Origin of the sequence: Burkholderia sp. BCC1644 (assembly GCF_902833225.1) — a bacterium.
Lineage (GTDB): Bacteria > Pseudomonadota > Gammaproteobacteria > Burkholderiales > Burkholderiaceae > Burkholderia.
This window is the reverse complement of the sequence record NZ_CADFEI010000003.1, coordinates 234,935-251,491: the sequence shown is the minus strand read 5'-3', so window position 1 is coordinate 251,491 and position 16,557 is coordinate 234,935. Positions and strand designations below refer to the sequence as shown.

The 16,557-nt window shown below is 65.9% G+C and carries 16 protein-coding genes; 10 read left to right on the top strand and 6 right to left on the bottom strand.

What is annotated here, in order from left to right:
* Positions 1-93 precede the first annotated feature (93 nt).
* Positions 94-393 (bottom strand): H-NS histone family protein, encoded by a 300-nt coding sequence (locus HWX87_RS07600; protein ID WP_176046550.1) that lies wholly within the window; start codon positions 391-393, stop codon positions 94-96.
* Positions 394-619: 226 nt separating this feature from the next.
* Here HWX87_RS07600 and HWX87_RS07595 point away from each other — a divergent pair, with 226 nt between their 5' ends.
* Positions 620-1,108: a RidA family protein gene (locus HWX87_RS07595; RefSeq protein WP_176046778.1), complete on the top strand. Its 489-nt coding sequence runs from the start codon at positions 620-622 to the stop codon at positions 1,106-1,108.
* Positions 1,109-1,144: 36 nt separating this feature from the next.
* Here HWX87_RS07595 and HWX87_RS07590 read toward each other — a convergent pair whose 3' ends face one another.
* Both HWX87_RS07590 and HWX87_RS07585 read right to left on the bottom strand, forming a co-directional pair.
* Positions 1,145-2,137, bottom strand: a complete 993-nt coding sequence (locus HWX87_RS07590) for an AraC family transcriptional regulator (RefSeq protein WP_176046549.1) — start codon at positions 2,135-2,137, stop codon at positions 1,145-1,147.
* The gene (locus tag HWX87_RS07585) at positions 2,134-3,192 is read right to left on the bottom strand and encodes an NAD-dependent epimerase/dehydratase family protein (protein WP_176046548.1); all 1,059 of its coding nucleotides are present in this window, start codon (positions 3,190-3,192) and stop codon (positions 2,134-2,136) included. Before HWX87_RS07585 ends, HWX87_RS07590 begins: the two co-directional genes overlap by 4 nt.
* A gap of 215 nt (positions 3,193-3,407) precedes the next feature.
* On the opposite strand from HWX87_RS07585, the gene HWX87_RS37970 reads away from it, so the two are divergent.
* From HWX87_RS37970 to HWX87_RS07570, 3 genes are all read left to right on the top strand, one after another.
* On the top strand, positions 3,408-3,812 hold the full coding sequence (locus HWX87_RS37970; protein ID WP_244137622.1) for a hypothetical protein: 405 nt from the start codon (positions 3,408-3,410) through the stop codon (positions 3,810-3,812).
* 105 nt (positions 3,813-3,917) lie between these two features.
* The gene (locus HWX87_RS07575) at positions 3,918-4,970 is read left to right on the top strand and encodes an ankyrin repeat domain-containing protein (protein WP_176046547.1); all 1,053 of its coding nucleotides are present in this window, start codon (positions 3,918-3,920) and stop codon (positions 4,968-4,970) included.
* Between the two features lie 308 nt (positions 4,971-5,278).
* Positions 5,279-5,530, top strand: a complete 252-nt coding sequence (locus tag HWX87_RS07570; protein ID WP_176046546.1) for a hypothetical protein — start codon at positions 5,279-5,281, stop codon at positions 5,528-5,530.
* 69 nt (positions 5,531-5,599) lie between these two features.
* On the opposite strand, the gene HWX87_RS07565 is transcribed toward HWX87_RS07570, so the two are convergent.
* Entirely contained in the window at positions 5,600-6,712 is a 1,113-nt protein-coding gene (locus HWX87_RS07565) for a histidinol-phosphate transaminase (protein ID WP_176046545.1), read from the bottom strand.
* A gap of 430 nt (positions 6,713-7,142) precedes the next feature.
* Between HWX87_RS07565 and HWX87_RS07560 the strand changes: the two genes are divergently transcribed.
* The 6 genes from HWX87_RS07560 (at position 7,143) to HWX87_RS07535 (ending at position 13,769) form a co-directional block, all read left to right on the top strand.
* Complete coding sequence (locus tag HWX87_RS07560) at positions 7,143-8,234, top strand: helix-turn-helix transcriptional regulator (protein ID WP_176046544.1); 1,092 nt, start codon at positions 7,143-7,145, stop codon at positions 8,232-8,234.
* Between the two features lie 430 nt (positions 8,235-8,664).
* Complete coding sequence (locus HWX87_RS07555) at positions 8,665-9,651, top strand: TRAP transporter substrate-binding protein (RefSeq protein ID WP_176046543.1); 987 nt, start codon at positions 8,665-8,667, stop codon at positions 9,649-9,651.
* Positions 9,648-10,220 (top strand): TRAP transporter small permease, encoded by a 573-nt coding sequence (locus HWX87_RS07550; RefSeq protein ID WP_176046542.1) that lies wholly within the window; start codon positions 9,648-9,650, stop codon positions 10,218-10,220. Before HWX87_RS07555 ends, HWX87_RS07550 begins: the two co-directional genes overlap by 4 nt.
* A gap of 4 nt (positions 10,221-10,224) precedes the next feature.
* The gene (locus tag HWX87_RS07545; protein WP_176046541.1) at positions 10,225-11,577 is read left to right on the top strand and encodes a TRAP transporter large permease; all 1,353 of its coding nucleotides are present in this window, start codon (positions 10,225-10,227) and stop codon (positions 11,575-11,577) included.
* Positions 11,578-11,677: 100 nt separating this feature from the next.
* Positions 11,678-12,769, top strand: a complete 1,092-nt coding sequence (locus HWX87_RS07540; RefSeq protein WP_176046540.1) for a lactonase family protein — start codon at positions 11,678-11,680, stop codon at positions 12,767-12,769.
* Between the two features lie 175 nt (positions 12,770-12,944).
* On the top strand, positions 12,945-13,769 hold the full coding sequence (locus HWX87_RS07535) for an alpha/beta fold hydrolase (RefSeq protein WP_176046539.1): 825 nt from the start codon (positions 12,945-12,947) through the stop codon (positions 13,767-13,769).
* A 60-nt stretch (positions 13,770-13,829) separates the two neighbouring features.
* Here the strand turns inward: HWX87_RS07535 and proP are convergent, their stop codons facing one another.
* Together proP and HWX87_RS07525 are read right to left on the bottom strand one after the other, a co-directional pair.
* Positions 13,830-15,299, bottom strand: a complete 1,470-nt coding sequence (proP, locus tag HWX87_RS07530; protein ID WP_176046538.1) for a glycine betaine/L-proline transporter ProP — start codon at positions 15,297-15,299, stop codon at positions 13,830-13,832.
* A gap of 352 nt (positions 15,300-15,651) precedes the next feature.
* A complete protein-coding gene (locus HWX87_RS07525) occupies positions 15,652-16,539 on the bottom strand; it encodes a LysR family transcriptional regulator (RefSeq protein WP_176046537.1) in 888 nt (295 codons plus the stop codon).
* Positions 16,540-16,557 lie beyond the last annotated feature (18 nt).

Sequence of the window (16,557 nt, the reverse complement as noted above, 5' to 3'; positions counted from 1 at the left end):
CATTAACCCGGAGCGGTCTTTGAATCCCGCCGGTATCAATGCCCAACATGCCGGACGGCGCACTGAACCGTGCGCCGGTACGCGCCGAAAATCTTATTCCTGAATCAGGAATCGATTGCGGTTCTTCGCATCCTTGATCCATGCCGGCGCGCGACCGCGACCCGACCAGGTCGCACCGGTCTTCGGATCGCGATACTTCGCCTGCACGGGTGCCGATGCCTGCTTGGCCGGCCGACCACGACGCGTGCCGAAAATGTCCTTCTCGGTAATGCCGAATTCCGCGACCTTGGCACGGATGTCGTCGACGATCGCCTGGAATTCCGCGACACGCGCTGCTTCGGCTTTCTCGGCCAAAGCGTCCATTTGGGCTTTCAGTTCCTTGTAAGTCGCCATATATCGCTCATCAGGTTATGTACTCACATGATAGCGGTTTCAACCGGAAATGATGAAGAAAATCTCGCCGACTACGAATTACGGCATCGATATGGCGTGCAGGACTGCTTCGAACACCTGATAAGTGTGTCAATTTTGTCATTTTTCGCGGATCGGCTCCGCCGGGACAAGATTCGGAGACTCAATTATTCTTTATCTTTTTTATGAAGGATCGGGGAATTCACTGATGAACAGAGACGATAAGCTGAAACAGGTCGCGGCCGATTTCGGATTCGATCCGGACGAGGAAATCAGGATCGGCGGAAAGTACACGCCCGTTCTGGTCGATGGAAGGACGGCCTATATCTCAGGCCAGATTCCGCGAATCGGGGAAGTCGTGCACTTCGTCGGCATCGTCGGCGAATCCGTTTCGCTGGATGACGGCCGCCGGGCGGCCGGCATATCGGCGCTGCGTGCGCTGTCGTTGATCCGCAAGCATTGCGGCACGCTCGATGCGATCGCGACGGTGCCGCGCATCACCGTCTATGTGCGGAGCGCGCCCGGCTTCACGATGCAAAGCGAAGTGGCTGACGGCGCTTCCGACGTCCTGTATGCAGTGCTCGGCGACGCCGGCGTACATACGCGTTCGTCGGTCGGTGTGCTGCAGTTGCCCAAAGGCGCGGCGGTAGAGGCCGATTTCATTTTCGGGCTGAACCGCAACGACGCCGCGCGCTGATTGCGCTTCGGTTCAACGACGGGGCGACCTTGCGCGTCAGCGTGGCGTCGTCCGCGAGCGTGCGGCGTCGGGTGTCATGCCGGTCCATTCATTGAACGCGCGGAAGAACGAGTTCGGATCCTGGTAGCCGAGCAGGAACGCGATCTGGCTGTAGGGCAGATCCGAGCGATCGAGGTAGTGCCACGCGAGCTTTTCGCGGACATCGGCCAGGAGGGTCTTGAAGTTCGCGCCGTCGTCACCGAGCCGGCGCTGCAGCGTGCGCTTGCTGATGCCGAGCGTGCGTGCAACGTCGTCCGCGGTGGCGAGGCCGCCCGGGATCAACTCCAGCAGCGCCGCACGCACGCGCTCGACGATGCCGGCGCCGGCCGACAGCGCATCGAGGCGGCGGCGCAGATCGGGTTCGAAGATCGCCCACATCGCATGGTTGGCCGTCACGAACGGACGTCGGGCATCCTGCAGCGCCACGCTCACGGAGGGGGAGTCGCCGTACTGCGGCGTCACGCCGAAAAACCGCGCATAGCCGGGATGCTGCTTGATTTCGCGCGGTAGCGTGACGGCGCGCGCGGGCAAGTCGGTGCGGGTGGCCAGCCGTGCCAGCTTCACGAAGAAGCCGAGTTCGAACGCGAGCAGCATGCCGGGCGGCGGCACGTCGCGTTCCAGGAAGTCGATGGCGAGGGTCAGCATGTCGGCCTCGTGCGCGACGCGCAAGCGGATCGGGCCGATCAGCGGCTTGAACTGGCTGATGCGCCGAATCGCAATGTCCAGGTTCGGGCTGCACAGCGCGGCGAACAGCGGCGGATCGAAGGTCTCGACCGACATGAGATCGAGGATGCGCAGCGCGATGGCCGGTGCGTCGGCCAACTCCTCCATCGCGCGCCACATGCGGAAGTATTCGCGGGTCGTCAGCCCGCTTTCCGGCCGCTTGAACAGATCGGCGGGCAATTGCGCGTGCCGCAGCAGCTCGTCGATGCGCAGGCCGAGATCGACCATCACGACCTGCCAGCCCGGGGAGATCACGAAACGGTTCATCGCCGCAATTGCCCGGTTTCGACGAGTTGCTGAAAGAAATCATTCATCGACTCGGCGAGCGGGCGATAACGGATGCCGAGCTCGTTGCGGCTGCGGCTGTTGTCGCCGCGCCAAGGGAGCCCGACGTTGCGCGCGATCATGCGGCGCGTCACGCCCTTGTTCGCGAGCGGCCCGACGAGCCACACGAGCCATTTGGGCAGGATGCGCCGCGGAATCGGGTAGTCGGCGCCATACCGTTCGAGCAGCGTGGCGGCCATCGCCGGCAGGTTGGTGTCGTGACCCGAGACGATGTAGCGGCCCTTGGCGCTCGCCAGAAACGCGGCACGGAGGTGCGCGTCGGCCACGTCGCGCACGTCGACCGCGCCCATGCCGAGATCCGGTATGCCCATTTTCATCGTGCCGTTGCCCATCTGCCGCACGATCTCGAAGCTTTCCGACGTTGCATGCGGATTGATGCCGGGACCGATCACGAGCGTCGGATTGATCGTCACGAGATCCCAGCGTTGCTGCGCGGCGGCGATTTTCCACGCTTCGCGTTCCGCAACGGTCTTCGAATACGAATACGGCTGATGGGCGAGCGACGAGCTGGTGTTCCAGATCGCTTCGGTGAACACACCGTTCGGCGTCGCCGCGAGATCGGCATTGTCGCCGTAGATCGCCGCGCAACTGCTGGTCAGTACGACGCGTCGCACCGATGGCGTGCGGTTGGCCGTTTCGAGCACGTTGCGCGTGCCAAGCAGCGCCGGGTCGACGAGTTCCTTCTGCGGGTCGCGAACCGTGACCGTGAACGGCGACGCGGTGTGGAACACGGTGCCGCAACCGGCCATCGCGTCTGCGTATGAGCCGGGTTCGAGCAGGTCGGCGCGGAAAAAGCGGATCGTGCCGGGCTTGCCGGCCGCGATGCGCTGAAGGTGCTTCAGCTTGTCCGGGCTGTCGGGGTCGCGGACGGCCGCGTGGACCGTCAGGCCGGCCTCGAGAAGTCGTTGCACGAGCCAGCCCGCGACGTATCCGGTTGCGCCGGTCACCATGACAGGGAGGTCGGTATCGATATTCATGGGCGTGGGTTCCGTTGCAGAAGTGATGCGCCATGATGACGCCTTTTGCGCGCCAGTTCACTCGCAAAGCGCGCCAATCGACATGCAAGGTGCGACATCGGCCTCGCATGCCGAGGCGCGCGACAGTGACCGGATACGGACGTTCCGGGACGGACATTGACGCGTCGCCCCACGTCCTATTACGCTCGTCCGCGATCCCATTCCGAGGAAGATCGATGAACGACGCCGCAACAGAACGGCTGGTCGAGCTGGCCCGGCATGTCATCGGCTACATGCAGGCCGCGTTTCCCGGCTGGAGCGAAGTCTACGTTCGCTTCAACGCGCCGAGCGAGGTCCAGTACGGCGTCCGCGCGTCCTGCGCGACGGCGGCCGGCGTCGAGTTGATCTCCGCGATGCGTCATCGCGACTTCATCGACGGCATCATGCGCATCGGGCCGCCGCTGCGCGACGCGCTGGCGAATGACGGCAGGAAATTCCGCGCCGCGCTGTTTCGCGCCAATGCCCGGTTTTCCTATCGAATGGATTACGACTGGGATGACGCCGCTCGCTGGAACATCACGAAGCTGGATGGCGCGTCCGGCCGGCCGGACGGACTTGCGCTTCTGGCGCCGCTGGACTGACGCGCGTGCCAGGGTGCGCTGCGTGCCCGCAGCGGATGCCAGGCCGGTTTATCACATTGACGAAATGCCGACGATGCGCGCGCGTTCGAAGGCAGGAGGCCCACGATGCCGAAAGCAAAAAAGAAACTGCTGCCGAAGGACTTCGACGCACTGCTCGACGAGGGCGACCTTGCGAAACTGCAGGCGGTGTTCGACACCTGCGACGTGAATGCGCGTGGCGGGTCGAGCAAGCGGACCGCGCTGTCGTTCGACCGGTGTCCCGACGATCTCGCGCGCTGGCTTGTCGCACAGGGCGCGGATATCGGTGCGGCCGACGCGTACGGCAACACGGCGCTGCACGCGCGCGCCCGCAGCCGGCGCAGCCGCTTCGACGTGCTGTTCGAACTGGGTGCGGACGTTCACGACGACGGTGCGTCGATCGGCACCGCGCTGCACGCGGCGGCCGATTCGCGCCATGCGCGGTCCGCCCGGCTGCTGCTGGAGCACGGCGCGCGCGTCGACGCGTTGAACCGGGACGGGCATACGCCGCTCGAGCGTGCGTTGCGCACTTGCGGCAATGCGGATCTCGAGCACATGGTGGCGCTCGCCGACGTGCTGCTCGGCGCCGGCGCGGCGAAGACACCGTCAATGCAGGCCAGCGTCACGGCGATCGGCGAGCGTTTCGAGTTCATGCGCGAGCGTTTCAATCCCGAGACGGTCGACGCGGCCAGTGCTGCGCTGGAGCGGCTCTATGCGTTGTTCGACGTGCGGCCAGTGCCGCGCCGCCAACTGCATGACGGCCGGTCGCCGATCGTCGTCGCGGACGGCACGTGGCAGGCGCAGCATCAGGCATTGTGGACGCAACTGGTGCCGGGAACCGGGCACGCTGCGACGGTGCAGGGCGAACTCGTCCGGATCGCGGGCCGCATCGCGCATGAGCTCGATCACAACGGCGGCGGCAACTGGGACGCTGACTTCCGGAAGATGGCCGATGCGTTCGCGTCGATCGTGCGCACCGGCACGTCGCTGCCGGCAGCCGATTTGTCGGACGTGGACGCTGTCGTACACGACGTCAAGCGCCAGGCCGGCGATCCGGCGCAACTGTGTCGCCTGGCCGTTGCATGGGTGCGCCTGAACCCCGATCCACTCGAACTCGCGCCGCCGTCTTATCGGCGCTAGGCCGTCATGCTCCGTAATTTCCGGAAACCACCGCGCAAACGATATCGGCCAATATCCCCACTTTTGGGGATGCCGGCGCGGGCCGGTGCGCCTACGATTGGCAGCAGGGCACCGGGGACTGGGCGGAACGAAAACAAACGAACAGGCCTGCCGTCGAATGTCGATTGCCGCGCTCGTCCGCGCATTTGACTGACACAGCCGCTGCGTACGCTGACGCACAGCGTGAGCGGCGCGTCGTTGGCGCCGCGACACGATGGCGCGTTGATGACGGAAGGCCTGATGTCGTATTTCGGGGAATTTCAATCAATATGCTGGCAAGAGACTATGTGGAACGAGAGCTCTCTCATATCCAGAGAATGGTGGCTCTCCTGGACAGCGACGCGGTCGCTGACGACGTATCGATGTCGGGCGCGGGGCGCGTCAGGCATCCGAGTTACTGGCGCGGGCGCCTCGAGGAACTGATGTCGGCGCCCGACGTGCCGCGTCACGTCAGGAAGCTCGGCGAAGCCGTGCTCGCGAAGATCGACGAGCTGGAATCGCGACTCGCGACGATGAAGTAAGTACACCGTCGGATCCTGCGTTGACACGCATTCCATTGCGTCGTCGATCGCTTCGATCGTGCCCGTTGCTCAACCGGGCGTCATCACATCAAGCAGCGCCGCGCGAAACGCGGCCATCTCCGCCGCGGTGCCGATCGATACGCGAAGGTACTCGGGCGGCCCGGACTCGCGAATCAGGACGCCGTGGCGCAGGAGTCCGCTCCAGATCCGGTGGCGATCCGCAAACTTGCCGAACATCACGAAGTTGGCGTCCGAATCGGCCACCGCGAGGCCCAGGCCGCGCAGCCAGCAAACGGTTGCGTCGCGCTCGGCCTTGATCGCGTCGACTTGCGACAGCATCTCGTCACGCGCGACCAGCGCCGCGCAGGCGGCCGCCTGCGTCAGCGCGGACAGGTGATACGGCAGGCGAACCAGCTTCAGCGCGTCCACGATCGCCGGCGCGCATGCGCAATACCCGACGCGGCCACCCGCAAACTTGAACGCCTTGCTCAACGTGCGCGTCACGATCAGCCGCGGATGGTCGGGCAGCAGCGTCACCGCGCTGCGGACGCCGTGACGCCGGAATTCCGCATAGGCTTCGTCGACGACGACCACGCCCGGTGCGAGGTCGAGGATCGCGCGGATGTCGTCGACCGGCAGCGCGGTTCCCGTCGGGTTGTTCGGTGACGTCAGCAGGATCACGCTCGGCCGGTGTTCGCGGATGCTGGCGAGTGCCTGATCCACATCCAGCGCGAAATCCTCGGTGCGCGGCAATGTATGCAGGTGCGTGAAGGTCGTTCGGCAGTATTCGTCATACATGGGATACGCGGGCGTAAAGGCCAGCGCCGAGCGCCCCGGGCCGCCAAACGCCTGCAGGATCTGCTGGATCACCTCGTTGGAACCGTTGGCTGCCCAGACGCTGGTCGCGTCGACCGGCACGCCGGTATCGTGCGTCAGGTAGGCGGCGAGATGCGATCGCAATTCGGCGAAGTCGCGGTCGGGATAGCGGTTCGCGTTGCGTGCCGCGTCGGCCACCGCGGCCGCGATGCGCTCGACGAGCGCCGGCGACGGCGGATACGGATTCTCGTTGACGTTCAGGCGGACCGGCACGTCGAGCTGCGGCGCCCCGTATGCGTGCAGCAACTTGAGGTCCTCCCGGAGCGGCAAATCCGACAGGACAATGTCTTTCCACGGTTGTTGCATTGAAAGCACTCCGTACGTGATCGATGGGGCTGCGCAGCAGGTTTTTCAGGCGGCAGAAAACAAAAAAGGCGCCGGAGGCGCCTTGGTTGTCGTCTTGATCGGGACGCTGCCCGATGCAATGACTAGATACGAAACGAACCACGGCGCAATGGAGGGCGGCCGTGGTGATGGTGCAGCGAGGGCGTGGCGTTTCGGATCGTCATGCGCTGCATCATGGCATACCGTGGTCCGGATGAAAAGCCGGCCGCGACACGATCCGTGCCGACGTCGATTGCGCATTCACGTCGGGAATGACCGATACATCAGACGAGAAACGGTAACAAACGTGGTATTTCGAACCAAACGCACATGGAGAATTTGAACGATCTCGTTCATTGAGTAAGATGCGCTGAAGACGTTCGACAAAAAACGCACGGCGCGGGGTAGCCAGATGCAACTGAACGGAGTGATTCCATCGGCGTGGATCGACGACCTCTACGCTGCGGCACTGGGCGATCAACGATGGGAAGCGGTGCTGGACGGGCTGCGATCGTCGGTCGGTGTGCGCATGGTCACGCTGCTGTCATTCGACGAAGCGGCGAGGCTGCCGGCGATCGAGCAGGCGGCGGGCGACGACGAATCCTGGGTCGCCGAGTGCTACGGCACCTACAACACCGAGTTCTACCGGTACGACCCGGTCGTGCCGGTCGCCGGCAACTGGCCGGCGGGCCGCTGGTTCGAGGACGTCAAGCACCTGTCCGCGCACCAGCGCGCACACAGCGTGTTCTACCAGGAGTTCCTCCGCCCGTTCGGGCTCGGCAGCATCTCGGGCCTGTACATCCATCGCGGCGAGGGCACCGGCGCATTCCTCAGCGTCCAGGGCGGCCCCGACTCGCAAGGCCTGTCCGACGAGCAGCGCCTCGCCATCGAAATCATGGGCACGCATATCAGCCGCGCGCTGCGGATCCAGGCGCGCATCGGCGAACTCGAGGCGCGCGTGGCCGCGGCGGAATCGGCGCTCGATGCGATTCCGGTGCCGGTGTTCCTGCTCGGCGCGCAACGTGAACTGCGCTACACCAACCGCGCGGCCGATCAACTGATCGCGGCGGAGCCCGCGCTGCGGATCGTGAACGGGCGTTTCGCGCCGGAAGGCTGCGTCGACGATGCGCAATGGCGGCACGCGTTCGCGCGCGGTGGCTTGTTGCTGCGGCGTGCGACGGGCGAACCGCTGTCGCTCGCGCTGATGCCGGTTCCCGAGCAGTCGCGCCTCGTGCGCGAACGGCCCGGCGTCACGGCCTTGATGACGGCCGCCGACCTGTGCTCGCCGGCGGCGCGCGCGCAGCGGCTGCGCGTGTTCTACGGCCTGTCGTCGGCCGAAGCCGAACTCGCCGTGCTGCTGTGCTGCGACGGGCGCTCGCCGCAGGAATGCGCTGCGCTGCGCGGCGTGTCGATCGGCACGATCCGGACGCAGATCAAGGCGATCTACGCGAAGACCGACGTCACGCGCGCGGCGCAACTGACGTCGCTGGTCATGCAGACGTGACGGCGCGGCAGGCGCTCGAGCCTGCGGATTCCCTGCCGGCCGCTGGCGGGGCCGACGCATGGGCATTGCATCGACACGGGTGATTTGTGGTCAGTCATCCTATGACGAAATTAAGTAACGTGAAAGCCGGCTGTCCGGCATCGCGAAAGGCGGCTGCGCGGCCGTCCGGAGTGAAAGCGGATCGGTCGCCGGAAAACGTTTCGCTGAAAATCACCTGAACAGAGAAAGAGATTCCCCAAATTTCGCCCCAAACCCTTGTTGACGGCGGTCATAGGGGTATGCACCAAGTGAGTTAAACGATTAACCGACGTACATTCGCTCAACACGTCATACGACGTATGACTCTGCGGTTCAGCGGCGCGTCTCGCCGACGCCTGTGCCTGCCGACGGATCGCCACACAACAACGATCGACCATCAAGGAGACTCACCATGAAGCACCGATTCACCGGCTCCCGTACCGTTCTGGCCGTCGCGCTGATGGCCGGCTTTGCGATGTCCGCACAGGCGCGCGTGTTCCGTTCGGCGGACGTGCATGGCGACAACTTCCCGACCAACATGGCCGTGAAGTTCATGGGCGACGAACTGTCGAAGCAGACGGGCGGCAAGGATTCGATCAAGGTGTTCGGCAACAGCGCGCTGGGCTCCGAGAAGGACACGGTCGACCAGGTGCGGATCGGTGCGATCGACATGGCGCGCGTGAACGGTGCGTCGTTCAACGAGATCGTGCCGGAATCGCTGATCCCGTCGTTCCCGTTCCTGTTCCGCGACGTCGACCATTTCCGCAAGGCGATGTACGGCCCGGCCGGCCAGAAGATCCTCGATGCGTTCACCGCGAAGGGGATGATCGCGCTGACGTTCTACGAGAGCGGCGCGCGCTCGATCTACGCGAAGCGCCCGGTGCGCTCGCCGGCCGACATGAAGGGGCTGAAGGTGCGCGTGCAGCCGTCCGACCTGATGGTCGACGAGATCAAGGCGATGGGCGGCACGCCGACGCCGATGCCGTTCGCCGAGGTGTACACGGGGCTGAAGACGGGCCTCGTCGACGCGGCGGAAAACAACATGCCGTCGTACGAGGAAACCAAGCACTACGAAGTGGCGCCCGATTACTCGGAGACGCAGCACGCGATGACGCCGGAAGTGCTGGTGTTCTCGAAGAAGGTGTGGGACACGCTGTCGCCGCAGGAGCAGGCCGCGATCAAGAAGGCCGCGGCCGATTCGGTGCCGTACTACCAGAAGCTGTGGACCGCGCGCGAGGCATCCGCGCAGCAGCTGGTGACGAAGGGTGGCGCGAAGATCCTGCCGGCCGCGCAGATCGACCGTGCGGCGTTCGTAAAGGCGATGCAGCCGCTGTGGACGAAGTATGAGAAGACGCCGCAGATGAAGCAGATCGTCGACGAGATCGAGGCCACCAAGTGACGCGTCGCACTTCCCTGAACAGCGCGGCGGCCGCGGGTTCGTCGGCCGCCGCCCCGGACGGCGCGGCGCCGGCGCGGCCGCATGCCGCGCCGTTCCTGCGCTGCGTGAACGACGTGTTGTTCCGCGTGCTGGCCGTGATCGCGTCGGCGTGTCTCGCGGTGCTCACGGTGCTGGTGTTCTACGCGGTCGTGATGCGCTACGTGTTCGAGAACGCACCGGATTTCGTCGAGCCGATCGCGCTGCTGCTCGTGATCGTGATCGCGATGTTCGGCGCGGCGATGAAGGTGCGCGACGGCGGCCATATCGGCCTCGACTCGCTCGTCCGCCGGCTGCCGCCGAAATCGCGCAACGTGGTCGTCGCGATCCAGCACCTGAGCCTGATCGCGTTCGCGATCATGATCATCGCCGGCTGCGGCAGCATGGCCGCCGAGACGATGGGCGACCGCATCCCGATCATCGGGCTGCCCGAAGGCGTGCGCTACCTGATCGCGATACCCGCGGCGATCGCCATCATTCTCTTCTCGCTCGAGCACCTGCTCGCGCTTCGTCGTTCTTCGTCGGGACAATAACGCCATGGAACTCGCGATCCTGTCCGTCAGTTTTCTGATTTTTCTCGTACTCGGCGTGCCTGTGTCGTTCGCGCTCGGGATAGCCTGCGTGCTGACCTACATGGTCGAAGGCCTGCCGATCGCGACCGCGATGCAGGCGATGATCTCGGGAATGAACGCGTTCTCGTTCCTCGCGGTGCCGTTCTTCATCTTCTCCGGCGAACTGATGCTGCACGGCGGCATCGCGGACCGGATCCTGCGCTTCGCGCAAGCGACCGTCGGCCACTTTCGCGGCGGCCTCGGGATGGCGAACGTCGTCGCCTGTACGCTGTTCGGCGGCGTGTCGGGTTCGCCGACCGCCGATACGTCCGCGATGGGCGGCGTGGTGATTCCGCTGATGAAGCGCGAAGGCTACAGCGCCGCGTACGCGGTCAACGTGACGACGCACGCGTCGCTCGCCGGCGCACTGATGCCGACGTCGACCAACATGATCATCTACGCGTTCGCCGCGCAGGGCATCACCGGGATGCTGCACGGCCAGCCGGTGAGCGGCGTGTCGATCGGCGACCTGCTGTTCTCGGGGTTGCTGCCGGTGTTGTGGGTGATGGGCTTCGTGCTCGCCGCCGCGTACTGGCAGGCCGTGCGCCACGGCTATCCGCGCCGTGAAGACGGTTCGTCCGCGCTGCCCAAGTTCCCCGGCTGGTATGCGGTGCTGCGCAGCTTCGTCGGTGCGGTGCCCGGGCTGATGGTGATCGCGATCATCCTCGTGTGCGTCGCGAAGGGGATTGCGACCGCGACCGAAGCCGCCGCGATCGCCGTCGTGTACTCGCTCGTGCTGACCGCGGTCGTCTACCGCACGCTGACGGCCGAGAAGCTGCGCCGCGCGCTGTCGCATGCGGCGCGCACGACGGGCGTCGTGCTGCTGCTGATCGCGGTGTCCAACATGCTGCGCTTCCAGATGTCGTACCTGGAGATTCCGGATGCGATCGAAGGGCTGCTCAAGCAGTCGACCGCCGCGCCGTGGCTGATGCTGCTGTACATCAACATCATCCAGGTGTTTCTCGGCACGTTCGTCGACATGGCCGCGCATATCCTGATCACGACGCCGCTGTTCCTGCCGATCGCGATGGCGTGCGGCGTCGGGCCGGTGCAGTTCGGGATCATGCTGCTGCTGAACTGCTCGCTCGGCCTCGTGCACCCGCCGATCGGATCGGTGCAGTTCGTCGGCTGCGCGATCGGCAACGTGTCGATCGGGGAGACCACGAAGATGGCGTGGCCGTACTACCTCGCGATCTTCAGTGCGATCAACATCGTCACGTACCTGCCGTTCTTCTCGACCTGGCTGCCGAGCCTGATCAGCGGGCACGCGGTGTTCTGATTCCACGATCACGTGCTGCTCCCGTCGCGGCGCCGGACGACCGAGATTGTCCGGCGCCGCGGTCGCATCTGCGGTTCTCTTTTTTGTTGCAGGAAAACCCGTGAACACGAAGACACTCTGGCGCACCGTCGCGGCGGCCGCCTTCGGGATGGTCGCGTCGCTTGCACACGCGGCGACGTATGCATACGTATCGAACAGCGACAGCCGCGATATCTCGGTGTTCCGCGTCGACACGTCGAACGGCGCGTTGACGGCGATCGAAACGGTGCCGGTCGGCGGCGCCGTGATGCCGATGGCGCTCTCGCCCGATCGCCATCGCCTCTATGCGGCGCTGCGCTCGACACCGTATCGCGTCGTCAGCTTCGCGATCAATCCGCTCGACGGGCGGCTGATCGAGCTGGGCCGCGCGCCGCTCGCGGAGAGCATGGCGTATGTGTCGACCGATGCTTCGGGCCGCCATCTGTTCTCGGCGTCGTATGGCGGCAACTTGCTCGCAGTGAACCGGATCGGTGCCGATGGCGTCGCGGGCGACGTGCAGCAGACGGTGACGACGGGCCCGATGGCGCACGCGATCCGGCAGTCGCCGGACGGTCGTTATGCGTTCGCATCGGTACTTGGCGCCGATGCATGGCTGCGCTTGCCGTTCGACGCGGCGACAGGAACGCTGACCGACGTCGCGACGCCTGCGTACCGGTTGCCGGACAAGTCGGGCCCGCGTCATTTCGTGTTTTCGTCGAACGGGCGGGTCGCATACCTGATCGACGAACTCGACGGCAAGCTGCATGTGCTCGCGCTGTCGCGCGACGGCACCGACGCACGGCCGATCCAGGCCGTGTCGATCTTGCCGCCGGATTTCCACGGCGACAAACCATGGGGTGCCGATGTGCACCTGACGCCCGACGGGCGCTTCCTATATGCGTCGGAGCGTACGTCGAGCACGCTTGCCGCATATCGGGTCGACGCGGCATCGGGCAAGCTCGCGCGGATCGGCACGTTCGCGACAGAGAAACAGCCGCGCGGCTTCGGCATCGATCCGTCGGGCAATTATCTGCTCGCGGCCGGGCAACTGTCGCCGACGCTTGCCGTGTACCGGATCGATCGCGACACGGGGCATCTCGACGAGATCGGGAAGTATCCGGTCGGCAACGGCGCGAACTGGGTCGAGATCGTGTCGTACGACGGAACGAACTGACCGCCGGCGGGCAGATCGGAATCCGTTGCGCGTGGCGGCATGCAACACGTGCGCTCCGTCACACCCGACACCCGCGACCTGTGCGATGATGCGCCGCTTCGCGTTCGTTGCAGAACGCCGCCGACTGCGGCGCCCGGTTCCGGGTCACCGCCGAGTCCTGACACCCGGAGACGACATGCCCGCACACATCATTCAAGGCAGCACGCTGCATTACCAGGATCACGGCACCGGGTTTCCGGTGCTGCTCGGACACAGCTATCTGTGGGACGCGGCGATGTGGGCGCCGCAGATCGATGCGCTGTCGCGCCGGTATCGCGTGATCGTGCCCGACCTGTGGGGGCATGGCGCATCGGGTGCGCTGCCCGACGGCACGCAGACGCTCGACGATCTCGCCGGGCACGCGAGCGCGCTGCTCGATGCGCTGGAGATCGACCAGTGTGCGGTCGTCGGGCTCAGCGTCGGCGGCATGTGGGGCGCGCGGCTCGCGTTGCGCGAACCGCAGCGCGTGCGCTCGCTCGTGCTGATGGATGCATCGCTGGAGGCCGAGCCCGAAGCGACACGGCTGCGCTACTTCGGGATGCTCGATGCGATCGCCGCGGCCGGCAGCATCGTGCCGCCGCTGCTCGATGCGATCGTGCCGCTGTTCTTCCGCCCGGACGTCAATCTGGCGGACCCGGTGCCGACCGCGTTTCGCACCGCGCTCGCGAGCCTGCCCGCGGACCGGCTGCGGCAATCGATCGTCCCGCTCGGCCGGCTGATCTTCGGCCGGCCCGACACGCTGTCGGCATTGGCCGCACTCGATGCCGAACGCACGCTGCTGATGTGCGGCGCGGGCGACATGGCGCGCCCACCGTCGGAAACCGTGAAGATGGCAAGCGTGATCGGTTGCGCGCATGCGCTGGTGCCGGATGCCGGCCACATCTCGAATCTGGAAAATCCTGCGTTCGTCACGCGGACGCTGCTCGACTGGTTCGACGCGCAGCAACTGTCGTCGAACTGACGAACGCGTGGGCGGCGGCGCCGGCGCGGGCCGCGCGGCGTCGCGTCATGCCGGATCGCGTCAGGCGCGCTCGCCGACCGGCGTGAACTTCCGGCCCGGTACACGGGCTGCGTCGGTACCGCCGCGCACGAGGCTCAACGCTTCCGCGCGGCTTGCGACGCACGGCCCCGAACCGGGCAGCGGCTGGCCCGCCGTCTCGCTTAGCGCGAGCACTGACACGATGCCGATGAACGAGGCGCCCATCAGGTAGTACGCGGGCATCATCAGGTCGCCGGTGCGATCGACCAGCCACGCGGTGACGAGCGGCGTCGTGCCGCCGAACAGCGACACCGACACGTTGAAGCCGATCGCGAGCGCGCCGTAGCGGATCCGCGTCGGGAACAGCGCCGGCAGCGCCGACGGCATCACGCCCGTGAACGTCGACAGCAGGATGCCGTAGATCAGCATCCCGCCGAACACCGGCAGCATGCCGCCGGTGCGGATCAGCATCAGCGCCGGCACCGACAGCACCAGCAGGCCCACGCAGCCGGCCATCATCACCGGCTTGCGGCCGACCTTGTCCGACAGGTGCCCGGCGTACAGCGTCATCGGCATCATCAGCACCATCACGAGCAGCACCATGAACAGGCCGTGCGATTCGCGGAAGTGCAGCGTCGCAGACAGGTAGCTCGGCAGGTACGACAGCGCCATGTAGTCGGTCACGTTGAAGATCAGCACGAGGCCGACACACTGCAGCAGCGGCTTCCATTGCTCGACGAGCAGCGTCGCGAAGCGTTGCTTCGGCCGCGTGCGTTCGTCCGCTTCGCGCGCTTCGGCTTCCTTCTTGAATGCCGGCGTTTCCTCGAGTTTCAGACGGACGTAGAGGCCGACGAGGCCGAGCGGCCCGGCGATGAAGAACGGCACGCGCCAGCCCCACGACAGCAGCGCTTCCTGCGACAGCGTCGCCGTGAGCAGTGCGACGGTGGCCGCGCCGAGCGTATAACCGATCAGCGTGCCGAATTCGAGGAAACTGCCCATGAAGCCGCGGCGCTTGTCGGTCGAGAATTCGGCGATGAAGGTGGCGGCGCCGCCGTATTCGCCGCCGGTCGAGAAACCCTGCACGAGACGCGCGACGAGCAGCAGCACGGGCGCCATGATGCCGATCGACGCGTAGCTGGGGATCAGGCCGATCGCGAAGGTGCCGACGGCCATCATGATCATCGTCGCGGCGAGCACGCGCTGGCGGCCGATGCGGTCACCGAGCGGGCCGAACACCATGCCGCCGAGCGGGCGCACGAGGAAGGCGGCCGCGAACGTGCCGAAGGTCGCGAGCAACTGTGCGGACGGGCTGCTGGACGGGAAGAACACCTTGCCGAGCGTGACGGCGATGTAGCTGTAGACGCCGAAGTCGAACCATTCCATCGCGTTGCCGAACGCCATCGCGCCGACCGCGCGCTTGAGGACGGCAGGGTCGACGATGGTGATGTCATCCAGCTTGACGGACTTGCGCGAAGACCGGGCTTTCGCGGGGTGCGCTTGCGACGGGCTCAATGAACTCTCCTGGAATTGCCTTGGCAGCCGGCCGGGCTGGAATGCAGTGGAGTCGTGCGGGCCGATGGTCAGCGAAGGCGGATGTCTCGGGGGCCTCGGTGTCGGTGAAGTGACGCGCGCTGCGGGCGACACCGGGCAAGTTTGTTGTGAGAGCCAGTTTAGAGAAACGGTCGCGGCCGACTATCGGTCATGCGCCCGGAACCCGGTTGTAAACGACATGGAAGGAACGGCGGCTGTCGTGCTGAATCGGGTACGTGCGGGCTTGTCATGCATGGATACAGCCCGCGATGGCGGCGGCCACGCATCGACCGCGACTGACGCGACGCGAGTACACGAGAGAGCGCGTGCGCGCTTACACGGTCGGCAAACGCCACTCGGCCGCGGTCAGCTTCGCGATGAAGAATTCGGCCAGCGCGCTGACCTTGGCCGGCCGCGCGCGGGCGGACGGCGTGACGAAGTACAGGCCGCCTTCGGGCAGGCGCCAGTCCGTCAGCACCGGTTCGAGCTGCCCGTCGGCGAAATACTGCGTCGCGATGAACTCGGGCAGTTCGGTGATCGCGACGCCCGCGAGCACCGTCGGCAACAACGCTTCGACGCTCGTGCCGCGCAACATCCCGCCGGGCGTGACCGCGCACGTTTCACCGTTCGGACGGGTGAAACGCCACACGTCGCGCTGGCTCCGGTTTGCGTACGTCAGGCACGGATGGGCGCCGAGTTCCTGCGGATGAAGCGGCCGCCCGTGACGCGACAGATAGGCCGGCGACGCGACGACGAAGCGCCGGACCGGCGCGATGAGCCGCGCGACGAGCGACGAATCCTCCATGATCGCGATGCGCAGCGCGGCATCGAAGCCGTCGCCGATCAGGTCGGATTGCGCATCGGTCAGGTGCAGATCGACCGCGATGTCCGGATAGAGATCGAAGAACTCGGGCAGCAACGGCGCAACCCAGCGCGCGCCGAACGACAGCGGTGCGGCCAGCTTGACGAGGCCGCGCGGCCGGCTCGACGTCTCGCGCGCGAAATCCTCGGTGTCTTCCGCATCGGCATAGAGCTTCGCCGCGCGCTCGATCAGCGTATGGCCGTAATCGGTGAGCGCGAGCCGTCGCGACGTGCGGTTGAACAGGCGTCCGCCGAGCCGTTCCTCGAGGCGCGTCACGGCGCGCGACACCGTCGCGACCGAGACGCCCGTCGCCGCGGCCGCGGCGGCGAACGAGCCTTCTTCGGCGACCTTCGCGAACATCGCGAAACCTTCAAAATC